The sequence below is a fragment of the Streptomyces sp. NBC_01808 genome, from assembly GCF_035917395.1.
In the GTDB taxonomy this organism is placed as follows: domain Bacteria; phylum Actinomycetota; class Actinomycetes; order Streptomycetales; family Streptomycetaceae; genus Streptomyces.
Genome location: NZ_CP109072.1, coordinates 1,248,077 through 1,263,702, shown reverse-complemented (window position 1 = coordinate 1,263,702; position 15,626 = coordinate 1,248,077). Strand labels below are relative to the sequence as shown.

The following is a 15,626-nucleotide window of genomic DNA, read 5'->3' as shown; positions in this document are numbered from 1 at the left end:
TGACCTGGGGGGTCCGTAAAGATCGGGTGCGCTGTCGGTGGTGCCCGGTAGGCTCGTACTTACGATGACCGACGAGCACATCCCTCCCGCCGAGGCGTACGCGGCGCACCGCCGCCGGGCCGCCGAGGAAGCCACCGCACTCGGCTCGTTCCGCGGGCTGTACGAGTTCGCGCTCGACCCCTTCCAGCTCGACGCCTGCCGGGCCCTGGAGGACGGCCGCGGCGTGCTGGTCGCGGCGCCGACCGGCTCCGGCAAGACGGTCGTCGGCGAGTTCGCCGTGCACCTGGCGCTGGAGCAGGGCCGCAAGTGCTTCTACACCACGCCGATCAAGGCGCTGTCGAACCAGAAGTACGGCGACCTCGTCCGGCGCTACGGCGCCGCGAACGTCGGCCTGCTGACCGGCGACAACACCATCAACTCCGACGCCCCGGTGATCGTCATGACCACCGAGGTCCTGCGGAACATGCTGTACGCGGGCTCCCAGACCCTCCTCGGTCTCGGCTACGTGGTCATGGACGAGGTGCACTACCTCTCCGACCGCTTCCGCGGCGCCGTCTGGGAAGAGGTGATCATCCACCTCCCGGAGTCCGTCACCCTGGTCTCCCTGTCGGCGACGGTCTCCAACGCCGAGGAGTTCGGCTCCTGGCTCGACACCGTGCGCGGCGACACCGCCGTCATCGTCTCCGAGCACCGCCCCGTGCCGCTGTGGCAGCACGTGATGGCCGGCCGCCGGATGTACGACCTGTTCGAGGAGCGCACCGCCGCCGGCGGCCGGCAGGAGCCCGCCAAGGCGGTCAACCCCGACCTGCTCCGGCTGGCCCGGCAGGAGTACTCCCGCCCCTCGGGCCCGCGCGACCGCCGCCGCGGCCGGGGCCGCGAGGCCGACCGCGAGCGCGAGCGCCGCTCCCGCTCCCGGGTCTGGACGCCCAGCCGCGTCGAGGTCATCGAGCGGCTGGACGCCGAGGCGCTGCTGCCGGCGATCACGTTCATCTTCAGCCGCGCCGGCTGCGAGGGCGCCGTACAGCAGTGCCTCTACGCGGGCCTCCGGCTCAACGACGAGGAGGAGCGCGCCGCCGTCCGCGAGATCGCCGAGCTGCGCACGGCCGCGATCCCCCGCGAAGACCTGCACGTGCTGGGCTACTTCGACTGGCTGGAGGCCCTGGAGCGGGGCATCGCCGCGCACCACGCGGGGATGCTGCCGACGTTCAAGGAGGTCGTCGAGGAGCTGTTCGCCAAGGGCCTGGTCAAGGCGGTGTTCGCGACCGAGACGCTGGCCCTGGGGATCAACATGCCGGCTCGCTCCGTGGTGCTGGAGAAGCTGGTGAAGTGGAACGGCGAGACCCACGCCGACGTCACGCCGGGCGAGTTCACCCAGTTGACCGGACGCGCGGGGCGCCGGGGCATCGACATCGAGGGCCATGCGGTGGTGCTGTGGCAGCGCGGCATCAGCCCGGAGTACGTCGCGGGCCTGGCCGGCACCCGGACGTATCCGCTGCGCTCCTCCTTCCGCCCGTCGTACAACATGGCGGTCAACCTCGTCGCCCAGTTCGGCCGGCACCGCACGCGCGAGCTGCTGGAGATGTCCTTCGCGCAGTTCCAGGCGGACAAGTCGGTCGTCGGCATCTCCCGCCAGGTGCAGAAGAACGAGGAGGGCCTGTCCGGCTACCGCGAGGCGATGACCTGCCACCTCGGCGACTTCGAGGAGTACGCGCGGCTGCGCCGCGACCTCAAGGACCGTGAGACGGAGCTGGCCCGCCAGGGCGCCGCGCAGCGCCGGGCCGCCGCCGCGGGCTCGCTGGAGAAGCTGCGCCCCGGCGACGTGATCCACGTGCCCACCGGCAAGTTCGCCGGCCTCGCCCTCGTCCTCGACCCCGGCACGCCCGCGGGCCGCACCAACGGCCACCGCGGGTTCGAGCAGCACGACGGCCCGCGCCCGCTGGTGCTCACCGCCGCCCGGCAGGTCAAGCGGCTGGCCGCGATGGACTTCCCGGTGCCGGTGGAGGCGCTGGAGCGGATGCGCATCCCCAAGTCGTTCAACCCCAAGAGCCCGCAGTCGCGCCGCGATCTGGCCTCCGCGCTGCGCACCAAGGCCGGTCACCTGGAGCCGCGGCGGCACCGCAAGGAGCGCGCCCCCGCCGCCGACGACGGCGAGATCGCCCGGCTGCGCAAGGCGATCCGCGCCCACCCCTGCCACGGCTGCGACGAGCGCGAGGACCACGCCCGCTGGGCCGAGCGGTACCACCGGCTGCTGCGCGACACCCACCAGTTGGAGCGCCGCATCGAGGGCCGGACGAACACCATCGCCCGCACCTTCGACCGGGTCTACGCGCTGCTCACCGAGCTGGGCTACATCGCCGAGCAGCACGGCGGCGAGAAGGTCACCGAGGACGGCCGCCGGCTCGCCCGGCTCTACGGCGAGCTGGATCTGCTGGCCTCCGAGTGCCTGCGCGAGGGCGTCTGGGAGGGCCTGGGCCCCGCCGAGCTGGCCGCCTGCGCCTCCGCGCTGGTCTACGAGGCCCGGCAGTCCGACGACGCGATGGCGCCGAAGCTCCCCGGCGGCGGCGCCAAGCGGGCCCTGGGCGACATGGTGCGCATCTGGGGCCGGCTCGACGCCCTGGAGGAGGGCCACGGCATCCGCCAGACCGAGGGCGTCGGCCAGCGCGAGCCGGACCTCGGCTTCGCCTGGGCCGCGTACCAGTGGGCGTCCGGGCGCAGCCTGGACGAGGTGCTGCGCGAGGCGGACATGCCGCCGGGCGACTTCGTGCGCTGGTGCAAGCAGTTGATCGACGTGCTGGGGCAGTTGTCCGCCGCCGCCGACCCGGAGAGCACGGTCGCGGGCAGCGCCCGCAAGGCGGTCGACAAGGTGCTGCGCGGCGTCGTGGCGTACAGCTCGGTGGGCTGAGGCCGCCCGCGCGCGGGCACTACCCTTCCCGGGTGATCACCTACGACGATCTGACGCCCCCGGAGCGGGAGTTGTGGGCCGCGTTCCCCGAAGGCCGCCCGGTGGACCTGCGCGTCGGCGACGCGGCCCTGGACGACCCCGCAGGCGGCGCGGCCTGGGGCCCGGAGCGTACGGTACGGGCCGCGGTCCTCGCCGCGCTGCTGCTCGGCGCGCACCCGCCGCAGCCCGGCGCCATCGCGGCGCTGCGGCTGGCCGGGGCGCGGATCACCGGAGGGCTGGACCTGACCGGGGCGGAGACGGCCCACCGGCTGCGGCTGGAGCACTGCTACCTGCACGAGGAGGTCGTCCTCACCTCGGCGACCACCGCGAGCGTGCACCTCGACGACAGCGTGCTGCCCCGCGTGGACGCCCGGCTCGCCCGGGTCGAGGGCGTGCTGTCGGTGCGGCGCAGCCGGGTCGCCGGCGCCCTGCTCGCCACCAACGCCCGGATCAGCGGCGAACTCCTCCTGCACGGCGCCCGGTTGACCGGCGAGAACGGCTGGTCGCTCTTCGCCGGCGGGCTGGAGGTCGACGGTGCGGTCTTCTGCACCCACGGCTTCACCGGCGGCGGCGGGATACGGCTCATCGGCGCCCGGCTGTCCGGCGGGCTCTTCCTCGACGGCGCCCGGATCGGCGCCGCGGACGGCCTCGCGCTCGTCCTCGACCACGCCGAGGTCACCACCGTCCGGCTCACCGACGGCTTCGCCGCCGCGGGCCGCCTGGAGCTGCGCGGCACCCACATAGCCGACCTGCTCAGCTTCGACGGGGCGCGGCTCGGCGACTGCACCGGCATCGACTGCGCCCGGATGCAGGCCACCGACTTCCGCTTCACGCCCGCCGTCCGCCCCGCCGGGCCGGTCTCGCTCGACGGCACGCAGGTGACCACGCTCCACGACCACCTGGAGAGCTGGCCCGCGACCGTCCTCCTCGACGGCTTCGCGTACGGCTCCATCCAGTCGGCGGGCGCCGCGGGGAAGGACTCCGTACCGCGCCGGCTCGACTGGATCCGCCGCGGCACCGGCTACGCCCCGCAGCCGTACGAGCAGCTCGCGGCCTGGTACCGGCAGATCGGCCACGTCGACGACGCCCGCCGCGTCCTGCTCGCCAAGCAGCGCGCCCGCCGCCGCACGCTGCGCCCCGTGGGCCGCGCCTGGAGCCTGCTGCTCGACGGCACCGTCGGCTTCGGCTACCGGCCGTGGCTGGCCGGGCTGTGGCTGGCGGCGCTCACGCTGCTCGGCAGCCTGGTCTTCGCCGCGGGCGACGACCGGCCCGTGCGCGAGGGCGAGGGGCCCGACTTCCACCCCGTCGTCTACGCCCTCGACCTGCTGATCCCGGTCGGGGGCCTCGGCCAGCGCGACTTCTGGTACATGTCAGGCGGGGCGGCGCAGATCTTCTCGTACGTCCTCGTCGCCACCGGCTGGCTGCTGACCACGGCGCTGGTGGCCGGGATGACGCGGACCCTGGAGCGCACGTAGCCGCCCCGGCCGCGGCGCGCTTAGCCGCGTCCGTGACCCTGTGAGCCATGCGCTGGACCACGATCTGTTCCGCGGAGTCTCCGCCGCCGCCCTGGCCGCCCGCCGTGCACGTCGAACTCGCCCGCGCGCCGGGGGAAACGGAGGCGGAGCCGCTGCGGGCGGCGCTCACCGGGTTCGCGGGGGTGCGCGAAGTGGTGCTCGACGGGCGCCGGCTGAGCGCGCGGGCGGCGGACGGCGCGGCCCCGTGCCGCTGGTGCTGGCCGCGCTGGAGCGCGAGGGCGCCGAGGCGGCCGCGGTCACCGTCGCCCGGCCCTCGCTGGACGACGTGTATCTGCGGTACGCGGGCCGCCGGTTCGCCGACGCGGACAGCGCGGGCCTAGCCGGCGGCGCGCCGGCCCCGGCCGCCGCGGGAGGTGCGCGATGAGCGCTCTGGCGGCCCACACCTGGTACATGACGCAGCGTCAACTGACCGCGTTCCTGCGGCAGCCGGCGTATCTGCTGATCACCCTCGTCCAGCCGGTGATCTGGCTCTTCCTGTTCGGCAACCTGTTCCGCGAGATCACCGAACTGCCGGGCTTCGGCACCGGTTCGTACCTGGACTACCTGATCCCCGGCGTGGTGGTGATGAACGCGCTCAGCTCCAGCATGTGGGCCGGCATGGGCACGCTGGAGGAAATCGAGCGCGGCACCCTCAACCGGTTCCTGACCACCCCGGTCAGCCGCGGGGCGCTGATGAACGCCAACGTGGTCAACAACGGCCTCAGCGTGCTCGTGCAGTCCGTCGTGATCGTCCTGCTCGGGCTGCTCGCCGGGGCGGACTACGCGGGCGGGCCCGCGGGGCTGCTCGTGCTGGTGGCCGCGGCGATCCTGCTGGGCACCGTGTTCGGCGCGATGTCCAACGCGATCGGCATGGTGGTGCGGCAGCGTGAGTCGATCATCGGGATCAACACGTTCCTGCTGCTGCCGCTGACGTTCCTGTCCTCGGCGTTCACGGCGCCGGCGCTGATGCCCGCTTGGATGCGGCACATCGCCGACGCCAACCCCGTCGACTGGGCGGTGGTGGCCGGCCGGAGCGCGCTGTCGGCGGACCCCGACTGGGGCGTGGTGCTGCTGCGCTGCGGAGGGCTGCTGGCGGTGGCGGTGGCGGCGGTGTCGCTGTCGACCCGTACGTTCCGCATGTACCAGCGGTCGGTCTGAGCCGTCCGCCCCGCGGGCCTCAGGGTGCGGAGCCGGCGGCCGGCTCCGCACCCTCCTGCTCGCGCTCGACGGCCTCGTTCCACTGCTTCTTCGAGGACTGCCAGCCGTCCTCGTCGTGGCCGAGCCGCCAGTAGCCGGAGATCGACAACTGTTCGCGCGGCACCTCCCGTTCCAGCCGCAGGTGCCGGCGCAGCTCCTTGACCATCCCCGCCTCGCCGTGCACGAAGACCTGCGCCCGGCCCGGCGGGAACTCCAGCGCCCGCACCGCCTCGACGAGGGCCCGGCCCACCGGCCGGCCGTCGCGGCAGAGCCAGGTGACGGCGCCCTCGGGGGCCGCCAGCGGCTGCCGCTCGGCGGCGTCGGCGACCTCGATCAGCACGTGCGCGACGGCCCCGTCGGGTACGCGCTCCAGCGCGGCGGCGATGGCCGGCAGCGCGCTCTCGTCGCCCGCCAGCAGATGCCAGTCGGCGGCCGGGCTGGGCGCGTACGCGCCGCCCGGGCCGAGGAAGCGCACCACCTCGCCGGGCCGGGCGCGAAGCGCCCAGGGGCCGGCCACGCCGGCCGCGCCGTGCACGACGAAGTCCAGCGTCAGCTCCCGGGCTTTGGCGTCCCAGTCGCGCACGGTGTACGTGCGCATCAGGGGCCAGCGGTCGCGGGGCAGGTCGCGGCGGATGGCATCGAGGTCGTACGGCTCGGGGTACTCTGCGCCCGGTGCGGGGAAGAGGAGCTTGACGTAGTGGTCGGTCCACTCGCCCGCGGTGAAGCCGGAAAGTTCGTCGCCGCCGAGGACCACACGCACCATGTGCGGGGTGAGTTGCTCGGTGCGCACCACGCGGGCGGTGTGGACCTGGCGTTTCCGGACTGCGGGGCGGTCTGCCACGTGAACCTCCGGGACGAGAGGAAGTTAGGGTTACCTAACCTAACATCCCGGCGGCCGGACCGCGTCCCGGAACCGCGGCGCCCGGCCCGCGTCGCGGCCCCGACGTCAGCCGCCAAGCGTCGTCAGCAGCCGTTCCAGCGAGCCGCCGAGCCCCCACTGCTTCGCGAGCGCCGCCAGCCGCTCCGGGTCCCGCGGCGTCCGCGGCAGCTCCGGGTCGTACGCCGGCAGCGGCACGTCGGCCGCGACCCGCACCACCTTCGGCGCCACCTCGACGTACGGCCGCGCCTCGGCCAGCCGGCGCCGCTGCGCCGGGGTGAGCCGCGAGGTGGGGTCGTCGACGGCGGCCATGATGCCGGCGAGGTCGCCGTACGCGTCGAGGAGCTTGGCCGCGGTCTTCTCGCCGATGCCCGGCACGCCCGGCAGGCCGTCGCTGGGGTCGCCGCGCAGCAGGGCGAGGTCGGCGTAGCCGGAGCCGTCGACGCCGTACTTCTCGCGCAGCGCCGTGCCGTCCATGACGGTGGCGTTGCCGACGCCCTTGACCGGGTACACCACCCGTACCCCCCGGGCGTCGTCGACGAGTTGGAAAAGGTCGCGGTCGCCGGTGACGATGTCCACGGGCCCGGCCGCCCGCGCGGCCAGGGTGCCGATCACGTCGTCCGCCTCATACGGGGCCACGCCCACCCGCGCGATGCCGAGGGCGTCCAGCACCTCCTCGATGACCGGCACCTGCGGCGACAGCGTGTCCGGAACCACCTCCTCGTCCGCCTCCTCCCCGGGGTGCTCCTCGGCGACCCGGTGCGCCTTGTACGACGGGATGAGATCCACCCGCCACTGCGGCCGCCAGTCGGCGTCCATGCAGGCCACGAGGTCGTCGGGCCGGTAGTCGGCGACGAGCCGGGAGATGAAGTCGAGCAGCCCCCGCACGGCGTTCACGGGGGTGCCGTCGGGGGCCGTGACCGATTCCGGTACGCCGAAGTACGCGCGGAAGTAGAGGCTGGCCGAGTCGAGCAGCATCAGGCGTCGGGTCATCCCCTGATGATGCCGTATGCACCGCGACCAAACGCGATCGAGATGTGAACTGGATCACGCAATGGTTTGGACATCGTGATCCTGGGCAGCGGCGGAAGTGGAGTGAACCGATGGTCTATACACGGACAATTCGGTAAGCAACCGGGCAGAACCCGCGTCACTCCACGACCTGCCGACGGGGGAGGCAGGTCGATTTTTCCGTTCGAAGCGTGAGGTGTATGTGAGCAGGCTCCAGGCGGAGCACCTGTACAAGGTGTTCGGCAAACGGCCAGAAGACGCGGTCGCCCGGCTAGAGTCCGGCGAAGACCGTGAGAAACTTCGTAAAAAGGGCACGACCGCGGCGGTGGTGGACGCCTCCTTCACCGTCGAGTCGGGCGAGATATTCGTGGTCATGGGCCTCTCCGGGTCCGGCAAGTCCACGTTGCTGCGCATGCTCAACGGGCTGCTCGACGCGACATCGGGCCGGGTGCTCTTCGACGGCCAGGACCTGACGTCGCTGACCGACCGCGATTTGCGCGAGGTGCGTTCCACGAAGATCAGCATGGTCTTCCAGCACTTCGCGCTCTTCCCGCACCGCAGCGTCCTGGAGAACGCCGCGTACGGCCTCGAAGTCCAGGGCATACCCCGGGCGGAGCGCGAGCAGCGCGCCACCGAGGCGCTGGAGCTGACCGGCCTGAAGGGCTGGGAGCACCACTGGCCCGACGAGCTTTCCGGCGGCATGAAACAGCGCGTGGGCCTGGCCCGCGCCCTGGCCACCGACGCCGACCTGCTGCTCATGGACGAGTCCTTCAGCGCGCTCGACCCGCTGATCCGGCGGGACATGCAGGACCAGCTCATCGAGCTGCAGTCCAAGCTGAAGAAGACCATCGTCTTCATCACCCACGACCTCAACGAGGCCATGCGCCTGGGCGATCGCATCGCCGTCATGCGCGACGGCCGCATCGTCCAGATAGGCAGCCCCGAGGACATCCTCGTCCGGCCCGCGGACGACTACGTACGCCGCTTCGTCGAGGACGTCGACCGCACCCGGGTGCTCACCGCCGGATCCATCATGGAGGAGCCGCAGGACGGCCTCTCCCCGAAGGAACTGCGCGCCGCCGCGCCCGTCAGCGTGACCGAGGACACACCCGTCGCCGAGCTGTTCGGCCCGTTCGCGACCGGCGACGACGCCGTGGGCGTCACCGACGCCGACGGCGACCTCGTCGGCCTCGTGGAGCGCGGCCGGCTGCTGTCCATCCTGGGCGACCAGGCAGGCGACGACGAGGGCGAGAAGGTGACCGCAGGTGCCTGAGATCGACTTCGGGTCCCGGGTCGAGTCGGTGGTCGACTGGCTCAAGGACCACCTCGGCTGGCTCTTCGACTTCATCGACACGGTCCTCTCCGGCATGTACGACGGCGTCAACGCCGTCCTCGACGCGCCGGAACCGCTCGTCATGGCGGGCATCTTCGCCGTGATCGCCTTCTGGCTGCGCGGCCCGCTGCCCGCGGTGCTCGCGTTCGCCGGATTCGCCATCGTCGACTCGGTGCAATTGTGGCCCGAGGCCATGGAAACCCTGTCGATGGTGCTGGTCGCCACCGCGATCACCGTGGTGATCGCCGTGCCGCTGGGCATCTGGGCGGCCCGTAACAAGGTCGTCAGCACCGCCATCAGGCCGATGCTCGACTTCATGCAGACGATGCCCGCCTTCGTCTATCTGATCCCGGGCGTCATCTTCTTCTCCATCGGCATCACCCCGGGCATCATCGCGACCATCGTGTTCGCCATGCCGCCCGGCGTGCGCATGACCGAGCTGGGCATCCGGCAGGTCGACGCCGAACTGGTCGAGGCCGCCGAGGCGTTCGGCACCAAGCCCGCCGACACGCTGCGCCGCGTGCAACTGCCGCTGGCGCTGCCGACGATCATGGCGGGCGTCAACCAGGTCATCATGCTCGCGCTGTCCATGGTCGTCATCGCCGGCATGGTCGGCGGCGGCGGCCTCGGCGAGGTCGTCTACAACGCCGTCACCCGCGTCGCCATCGGCACCGGCTTCGAAAGCGGCCTCGTCGTCGTCATCCTCGCCATGTACCTGGACCGGATGACCAGCGCGCTCAACCAGCGCGTCTCGCCGCTCGGCCGGCGCGCGCTCGCCAAGACCGCGGCCGCGGTCGACCGGTGGAAGTTCCTGCACTACAAGCCCACCACCGCGGTCGCCACCGTCGGCATCGTCGTGCTGGCGCTGCTCGCCGGCGGCCTGAACCTGGCCGAGTCCGACGACGAGGGCACCCCGCAGGCCGCCGCCGCGTCCACCGACGTCGGCGAGGGCCGGCAGATCGACATCGGGTACATCCCCTGGGACGAGGGCATCGCCTCCACCTTCCTGTGGAAGGAGGTGCTGGAGCAGCGCGGCTTCGAGGCCGAGACCAAGCAGCTCGACCCGGGCCCGCTCTTCACCGCCGTCTCCGAGGGCCAGGTCGACTTCCAGACCGACGCCTGGCTGCCCGTGACCCACGAGCAGTACTGGGAGAAGTTCGGCGACAAGATGGAGGACATGGGCTCCTGGTACGGGCCCACGACCCTGGAGCTGTCCGTCCCGTCGTACATGAAGGACATCAAGTCCCTGGAGGATCTGAAGGATCACAAGGGCGAGTTCGACGGGAAGATCATCGGCATCGAGGCCAGCGCCGGCATGATGGGCATCCTGAAGGACAAGGTCGTCAACGAGTACGGCCTGGAGGACTGGGAGGTCGTCTCCTCGTCCACCTCCTCGATGCTCGCGGAGCTGGAGCGCGCGTACCAGGCCGAGGAGCCGGTCGTCGTCACGCTCTGGTCGCCGCACTGGGCGTACAGCAAGTACGACATGACCAAGCTGGAGGATCCGAAGAAGGCCTGGGGCTCCGGTGACGACGTGCACAGCACCGCGCGCAAGGGCTTCGCGAAGGACGAGCCCGTCGTCGCCGAGTGGCTGCGCGACTTCACCATGAAGGAGAAGGAGCTCACCAGCCTGGAGGAGATGATCGTCGACGCCGGGGAGGGCAACGAGCAGCAGGCCGTCCGCGACTGGCTGGAGCAGAACGAGGGCTACGTCGACAAGATGGCCCCGCTCCCCGACGGCGGCAGCGGCGGCGGCACCCAGGGCAAGGACGCGGGCAAGACCGTGAACCTCGGCTACTTCCCGTGGGACGAGGCCATCGCGTCCACGTACCTGTGGCAGAACGTGCTGGAGGACCGCGGCTACAAGACCAACGTCAAACAGCTCGACCCCGGCCCGCTCTACACCGCGCTCGCCGAGGGCCAGATGGACGTGCAGTTCGACGCCTGGCTACCGGTGACGCACGAGCAGTACTGGGAGAGATTCGGTGACAACCTCACCGATATCGGCTCCTGGTACGGGCCGACCACGCTGGAGCTGTCCGTCCCGTCGTACATGAAGGACATCAAGTCCCTGGAGGATCTGAAGGATCACAAGGGCGAGTTCGACGGGAAGATCATCGGTATCGAGGCCAGCGCCGGCATGATGGGGATCCTCCAGGACAAGGTCGTCAACGAGTACGGGCTTGAGGACTGGGAGGTCGTCTCCTCGTCCACCTCCTCGATGCTGGCCGAGCTGGAGCGGGCGTACGACAAGAAGGAGCCCATCGTCGTCACGCTCTGGTCGCCGCACTGGGCCTACGGCAAGTGGGACCTGACCAAGCTGGAGGACCCGAAGGGGGCCTGGGGCGAGGGCGACGACATCCACACCGTTGCCAAGAAGGACTTCGCCGAGGACTTCCCGGAGTTCCACGAGTGGCTGAAGGACTTCAAGCTCTCCGAAGAGGAGCTGTCCTCGCTGGAGGTCGAGATCCAGAACGGCGGTGACGGCAAGGAGAAGGAGTCCGCCCGCAAGTGGATGGACGACAATCCCGAGGTCATCGACCGGATCGCACCGGTCTCCTGACCGGCGGTCACACTCCGGGCGCCTCGTCGTCCCCCTGCGCGGGGGCGGCGGGGCGCCCGCCTTCTGGCCGCCTCTCGCCCGCCGTCGCCCTTCCTACGCCGCGCGCAGCGCCGCGCCCAGCACCCCGGGCGCTTCGGCCAGCGACGGCCCGTACCACGTCAGATGCCGCCCGCTCACCGGTGCCGCCGCCATCGCCGGGAACGCCTCCGGGCCGTCGTCAGCCCCGAAGGCGTACGGCTCGTCGGGCAGCACCACCAGTTCCGCGCCGCTCTCGTGCAGCTCCGCGAGTGGCACCCGCGGATACCGCTCCGCGTGCCCCGCGTACACGTTCGCGACCCCCAGCCGCGCCAGCAGGTCCCCGGCGAACGTCTCCCGGCCCAGCACCATCCACGGCCGCCGCCACACCGGCACCACCGCCCGCCGCGCCCGCGACCCCGGCCGTACCTCACGCCAGGCCGCCTCGGCGGCGGCCAGCCACTCCGGCCGTGCCGCGGCCCCGCACGCCGTCAGCACCCGCGCCAGCTCCGCGAATGCCTGCTCCAGCGTGCGGACTTCGGTGACCAGCACCTCAAGCCCCGCCGCCCGCAGCGCGGCGAGGTCCGGCTCGCGGTTCTCCTCCTCGTTCGCGACGACCAGGTCGGGCGCCAGCGCGACGATCCGCTCGACGTCCGGGTTCTTCGTCCCCCGCACCCGTACGACGTCGAGCCCCGCCGGGTGGGTGCACCAGTCGGTGGCGCCGACGAGCGTGCCGGGCGCCGAGACGGCGACCGCCTCGGTCAGCGACGGAACCAGGGACACCACACGCCTGCCTGCCATCTCCTCAGGCTACGGGGACGGTCGTCAGCGGGCCGGGGCCGCGAGAAGGTCGCCTCGGGCCACCGCCGCCGTCGTACGGACCGCGGCCGTCAGCCAGGCCGCGACCAGCAGCCCGTACAGCAGCACCGCAAGCGCGCGGAACGCCGCGAGCCCCGTGTGCTCCGCCAGGCTCGCCGCGCCCGTCACGCACGTGCCCACCGGGAACGTGAACGCCCACCACGTCAGCGCGAACGGCATGCCGCGCCGCGCGGCCCGTACGACCAGCGCCCCCGCCACCGCCAGCCACAGCAGCGCGAAGCCCAGCACCGGCACCCCGTACAGCGCGGCGAACGCCCCCGGCACCGCCGCCGAGCCGTCCGCCAGCGCCCCCGCGGCCGTCGTCGACTGCCCGAGCGGCCCCAGCACCAGGAACAGCGCCGGAGTCAGCGCGAGCGGCAGCGGGCCCCGCTCCACCAGCCGGGCGAAGACCAGCGGCAGCATCAGCAGCGTCGCCAGCAGGCTCATCCCGAACATCCCGAAGCAGCCCAGCACCAGCGACTCCCGCCACTGCCCCGCGGGCAGCCGCGGCGCCAGCGCCGGACCGGTCGCGGCCGACACCATCGGGGCCACCACCGGCAGCAGCCACACGGGCGAGGCGTCGCCGGGCCGCACCCGGTGGCGTACGACCATCAGATACGGCACGGCCACGGCCGCCACCAGCCCCACCGCCGTACCCGCCGCCCACAGCGCGGCGTGCACGGCGAACGCGGCGCCGCCGCCCGTCACGCGCGCCCCCACGGCGGTCGTCGCGGCGCCGACCGCGAGCAGGGCCATCGACAGGCACCCGTAGAACGGCGCGACCGCGGGATCGGCGAGGTGCTCGCGGGCGCGGTCGGCGTGCCGGGCCCAGTGCGCGGCACGGGCGGCGAGCAGCGCGGCGAGGAGAACGGCGGCCAGGGCCCAGACGGGGACCAGCGCGGCGGGCGGCAGGCCGACCGCGGCTCCGGCGGTGGCGACGATGGCGGTGCCCATGACGCCTGCGTACCAGTTGGGGCCGAGGTCGCGGGTGGAGAGCCGGTGGTGCGCGCGGGTGGCGGGGCGGGGGCGTACGAGGGCGGTGGCGGCCATGGCATCAGCCTCGCCCGGGTGGCGGGCGCCCGGTAGGGACCGATCTTCTATCGGCTCATAAGCTGGGGTTATGAGCGAGTACGAGGCCGCGGGTGACGGGGAGCCGTCGCTGGCCCGCCGGGTGCCGGACCTGGCGGCGCTGGAACTGCTGCTCGCCGTCGCCCGGCTGGGCAGCCTCGGGCGGGCGGCGAAGGCCCTCGGCGTGAGCCAGCCCGCGGCCAGCGCGCGCCTCCGGTCCATGGAGCGGCAGCTCGGCGTCGCGCTCGTGCACCGCTCGCCCGCGGGCTCGCGGCTCACCGAGGCCGGGGGCGTGGTGACGGAGTGGGCCCGGCGGGTGGTGGAGGCGGCGGAGGCGTTCGACGCGGGCGCGGCGGCGCTGCGCGCGCGGCGGGACTCGCGGCTGCGGGTGGCGGCGAGCCTCACGGTCGCGGAGTACCTGCTGCCGGGATGGCTGGTCGCGCTGCGCGCGGCGCGGCCGGAGACGGCGGTGTCGCTGCAGGCGGGAAATTCGGTGGCGGTGGCGTCGCAGGTGCGGTCCGGGGCGGCGGACCTGGGGTTCGTGGAGGGCTCGGGGGTGCCGTCGGGTCTGGACGGGGCGGTGATCGGGCACGACCGGCTGCTGGTGGTCGTGGCGCCGTCGCATCCGTGGGCGCGGCGCCTGCGGGGGCTGCCGCCGGGGGAGCTGGCGGGGGCGGCGCTGGTGCTGCGGGAGCAGGGCTCCGGTACGCGACAGGTGCTGGACGAGGCGCTGGGCCCGTACGGCGGACTGGGGACGCCGCTGCTGGAACTGGCGTCGACGACGGCGGTGAAGTCGGCGGCGGTCACGGGGGCGGGGCCGGCGGTGCTGTCGGAACTGGCGGTGGCGGACGAGGTGGCGACGCGGCGCCTGGTGGCGGTCGCGGTGACGAACCTGCCCCTGACCCGAGCCCTCCGCGCGGTCTGGCCCCGCGGCCAGCGCCCCACGGGCCCGGCCCGGGACCTCCTGTCCCTGACGAGAGGGGGCAAGGGGGCGGGATGAGGGCCGGCCGGGTCCGTGGCGGGTGGGGTCGCCCCGTCCCCGCCCCGTCCCGCTTCCTCAGGGGCTCCGCCCCCGAGCCCCCCGCGGGGCTGCGCCCCGGACCCCCGCGCGGCTGCGCCCCTGCACCCCGCGGCCCTCGTACCCGCCCGCCATGCCCGCGCGGTGTCGCTCCTGAGACCCCTGCGGGGCTGTGCCCCTGCACCCCGCGGCCTGCGCTCCGCACACCCGCCGCCGCAGCACCCTGTATCCGTCGTGCCTGCGGTCCCGACACCCGCTCCCCGCGTTCCCGCAGGGGCTCCGTACCCCCTGCGGGTGGGGGATTTCCGCGTTACCCTCGTTCCAACCTGTCTTGATCTTCGAGGCGTCGAGTGGACGCGGGGAGCGCGTGGTGTCAGCAGAGGACCAGTCCTTCATACCCGGCGTCTCCGTCGAGCAGCCCACGTCCGCCCGCGTCTACGGCTGGCTTCTCGGCGGCAAGGACAACTACGCCGTCGACCGGGAGTTCGCGCTCAAGCAGCTCAAGGAGTTCCCCGCCGGGCTCGACATCACCCGTGAGAACCGGCTGTTCCTCTTCCGGGCCGTGCGGTGGCTCGTCGAGGAAGCCGGGATCCGGCAGTTCCTCGACATGGGCTGCGGGCTGCCCACGGACAACAACGTCCACCAGGTCGCCCAGCGCTTCACCCCCGACGCCCGCGTCGTCTACGTCGACAACGACCCCATCGTCCTCGCCCACGGCCGCGCGCTGCTCGCCGAGGACGCCTCCACCATCGTCGTCGACGGCGATCTGCGCGACCCCGCCACCATCCTCGACGACCCGCTCGTCACCCGGCTCATCGACTTCGACGAACCACTCGCCGTGCTCTACCTGTCGGTCATGCACCACGTACCCGACGCCGACGACCCCGTCGGCGTCCTCGGCGCCGTGCTCGACCGCGCGCGGCCCGGCAGTTGCGTGTGTCTGTCGCAGGTGGTCACCGACGATCCCGTCACCAGCGCCGCGATGACCGAGAGCGTACGGGCCAAGGGCATCCCGTGGCAGACGAGGACGCCCGCCGAGGTCGACGCCCTCGTCCGGGGGCTGGAGCCCGTCGAGCCCGGGCTGGTGGATCTCGTCGACTGGCGGCCCGACCGGTTCCAGCCGCCGCTGGCCCCCGTCGACCCGGTTCTCCAGCCGTACCTCGGCACCACGAAACACGCCAAGCCCGTCTACGAGTACGGCGGCATCGTCCGCAAGCCCGCGGGCTGAGGC

Annotated in this window: 11 protein-coding genes and 1 pseudogene; 8 read left to right on the top strand and 4 right to left on the bottom strand. The window is 72.9% G+C overall.

From position 1 onward, the window contains the following. Positions 1 to 64 precede the first annotated feature (64 nt). From OG946_RS05180 to OG946_RS05165, 4 genes and pseudogenes are all read left to right on the top strand, one after another. The gene (locus OG946_RS05180; RefSeq protein WP_326794970.1) at positions 65 to 2,902 is read left to right on the top strand and encodes a DEAD/DEAH box helicase; all 2,838 of its coding nucleotides are present in this window, start codon (positions 65 to 67) and stop codon (positions 2,900 to 2,902) included. Between the two features lie 32 nt (positions 2,903 to 2,934). Further along, positions 2,935 to 4,416, top strand: coding sequence for an oxidoreductase (locus OG946_RS05175; RefSeq protein WP_326794969.1), 1,482 nt, complete (start codon positions 2,935 to 2,937; stop codon positions 4,414 to 4,416). Positions 4,417 to 4,517: 101 nt separating this feature from the next. Further along, positions 4,518 to 4,840: pseudogene (locus OG946_RS05170) on the top strand (ABC transporter); the annotation flags it as partial. Next, complete coding sequence (locus tag OG946_RS05165; RefSeq protein WP_326794968.1) at positions 4,837 to 5,613, top strand: ABC transporter permease; 777 nt, start codon at positions 4,837 to 4,839, stop codon at positions 5,611 to 5,613. The pseudogene OG946_RS05170 and the gene OG946_RS05165, both read left to right, overlap by 4 nt. A 19-nt stretch (positions 5,614 to 5,632) precedes the next feature. On the opposite strand, the gene OG946_RS05160 is transcribed toward OG946_RS05165, so the two are convergent. Both OG946_RS05160 and OG946_RS05155 read right to left on the bottom strand, forming a co-directional pair. After that, complete coding sequence (locus OG946_RS05160; protein ID WP_326794967.1) at positions 5,633 to 6,493, bottom strand: siderophore-interacting protein; 861 nt, start codon at positions 6,491 to 6,493, stop codon at positions 5,633 to 5,635. A 105-nt stretch (positions 6,494 to 6,598) separates the two neighbouring features. Further along, on the bottom strand, positions 6,599 to 7,507 hold the full coding sequence (locus OG946_RS05155; RefSeq protein ID WP_326800149.1) for a 5'-3' exonuclease: 909 nt from the start codon (positions 7,505 to 7,507) through the stop codon (positions 6,599 to 6,601). Between the two features lie 235 nt (positions 7,508 to 7,742). On the opposite strand from OG946_RS05155, the gene OG946_RS05150 reads away from it, so the two are divergent. Next, positions 7,743 to 8,813 (top strand): quaternary amine ABC transporter ATP-binding protein, encoded by a 1,071-nt coding sequence (locus OG946_RS05150; protein WP_326794966.1) that lies wholly within the window; start codon positions 7,743 to 7,745, stop codon positions 8,811 to 8,813. Beyond that, a complete protein-coding gene (locus tag OG946_RS05145) occupies positions 8,806 to 11,436 on the top strand; it encodes an ABC transporter permease/substrate binding protein (protein WP_326794965.1) in 2,631 nt (876 codons plus the stop codon). The genes OG946_RS05150 and OG946_RS05145 overlap by 8 nt, the downstream gene beginning before the upstream one ends. Positions 11,437 to 11,529: 93 nt before the next feature. Here the strand turns inward: OG946_RS05145 and OG946_RS05140 are convergent, their stop codons facing one another. Continuing rightward, positions 11,530 to 12,252 carry a helical backbone metal receptor gene (locus OG946_RS05140; protein WP_326794964.1) on the bottom strand — a complete coding sequence of 241 codons (723 nt, stop codon included), beginning with the start codon at positions 12,250 to 12,252 and terminating at the stop codon, positions 11,530 to 11,532. A 24-nt stretch (positions 12,253 to 12,276) separates the two neighbouring features. After that, a complete protein-coding gene (locus tag OG946_RS05135) occupies positions 12,277 to 13,359 on the bottom strand; it encodes a TDT family transporter (protein WP_326794963.1) in 1,083 nt (360 codons plus the stop codon). 70 nt (positions 13,360 to 13,429) lie between these two features. On the opposite strand from OG946_RS05135, the gene OG946_RS05130 reads away from it, so the two are divergent. Then, positions 13,430 to 14,377, top strand: coding sequence for a LysR family transcriptional regulator (locus OG946_RS05130; RefSeq protein ID WP_326794961.1), 948 nt, complete (start codon positions 13,430 to 13,432; stop codon positions 14,375 to 14,377). Positions 14,378 to 14,765: 388 nt separating this feature from the next. Beyond that, the gene (locus tag OG946_RS05125; protein WP_326794960.1) at positions 14,766 to 15,623 is read left to right on the top strand and encodes an SAM-dependent methyltransferase; all 858 of its coding nucleotides are present in this window, start codon (positions 14,766 to 14,768) and stop codon (positions 15,621 to 15,623) included. The last annotated feature ends 3 nt before the right edge of the window (positions 15,624 to 15,626 follow it).

Coding starts and splice junctions, on each gene's coding strand:
- OG946_RS05130 (WP_326794961.1), top strand. CDS start 13,430: ATGAGCGAGTACGAGGCCGCGGGTGACGGGGAGCCGTCGCTGGCCCGC.
- OG946_RS05135 (WP_326794963.1), bottom strand. CDS start 13,359: ATGGCCGCCACCGCCCTCGTACGCCCCCGCCCCGCCACCCGCGCGCAC.
- OG946_RS05165 (WP_326794968.1), top strand. CDS start 4,837: ATGAGCGCTCTGGCGGCCCACACCTGGTACATGACGCAGCGTCAACTG.
- OG946_RS05140 (WP_326794964.1), bottom strand. CDS start 12,252: ATGGCAGGCAGGCGTGTGGTGTCCCTGGTTCCGTCGCTGACCGAGGCG.
- OG946_RS05180 (WP_326794970.1), top strand. CDS start 65: ATGACCGACGAGCACATCCCTCCCGCCGAGGCGTACGCGGCGCACCGC.
- OG946_RS05155 (WP_326800149.1), bottom strand. CDS start 7,507: ATGCTGCTCGACTCGGCCAGCCTCTACTTCCGCGCGTACTTCGGCGTA.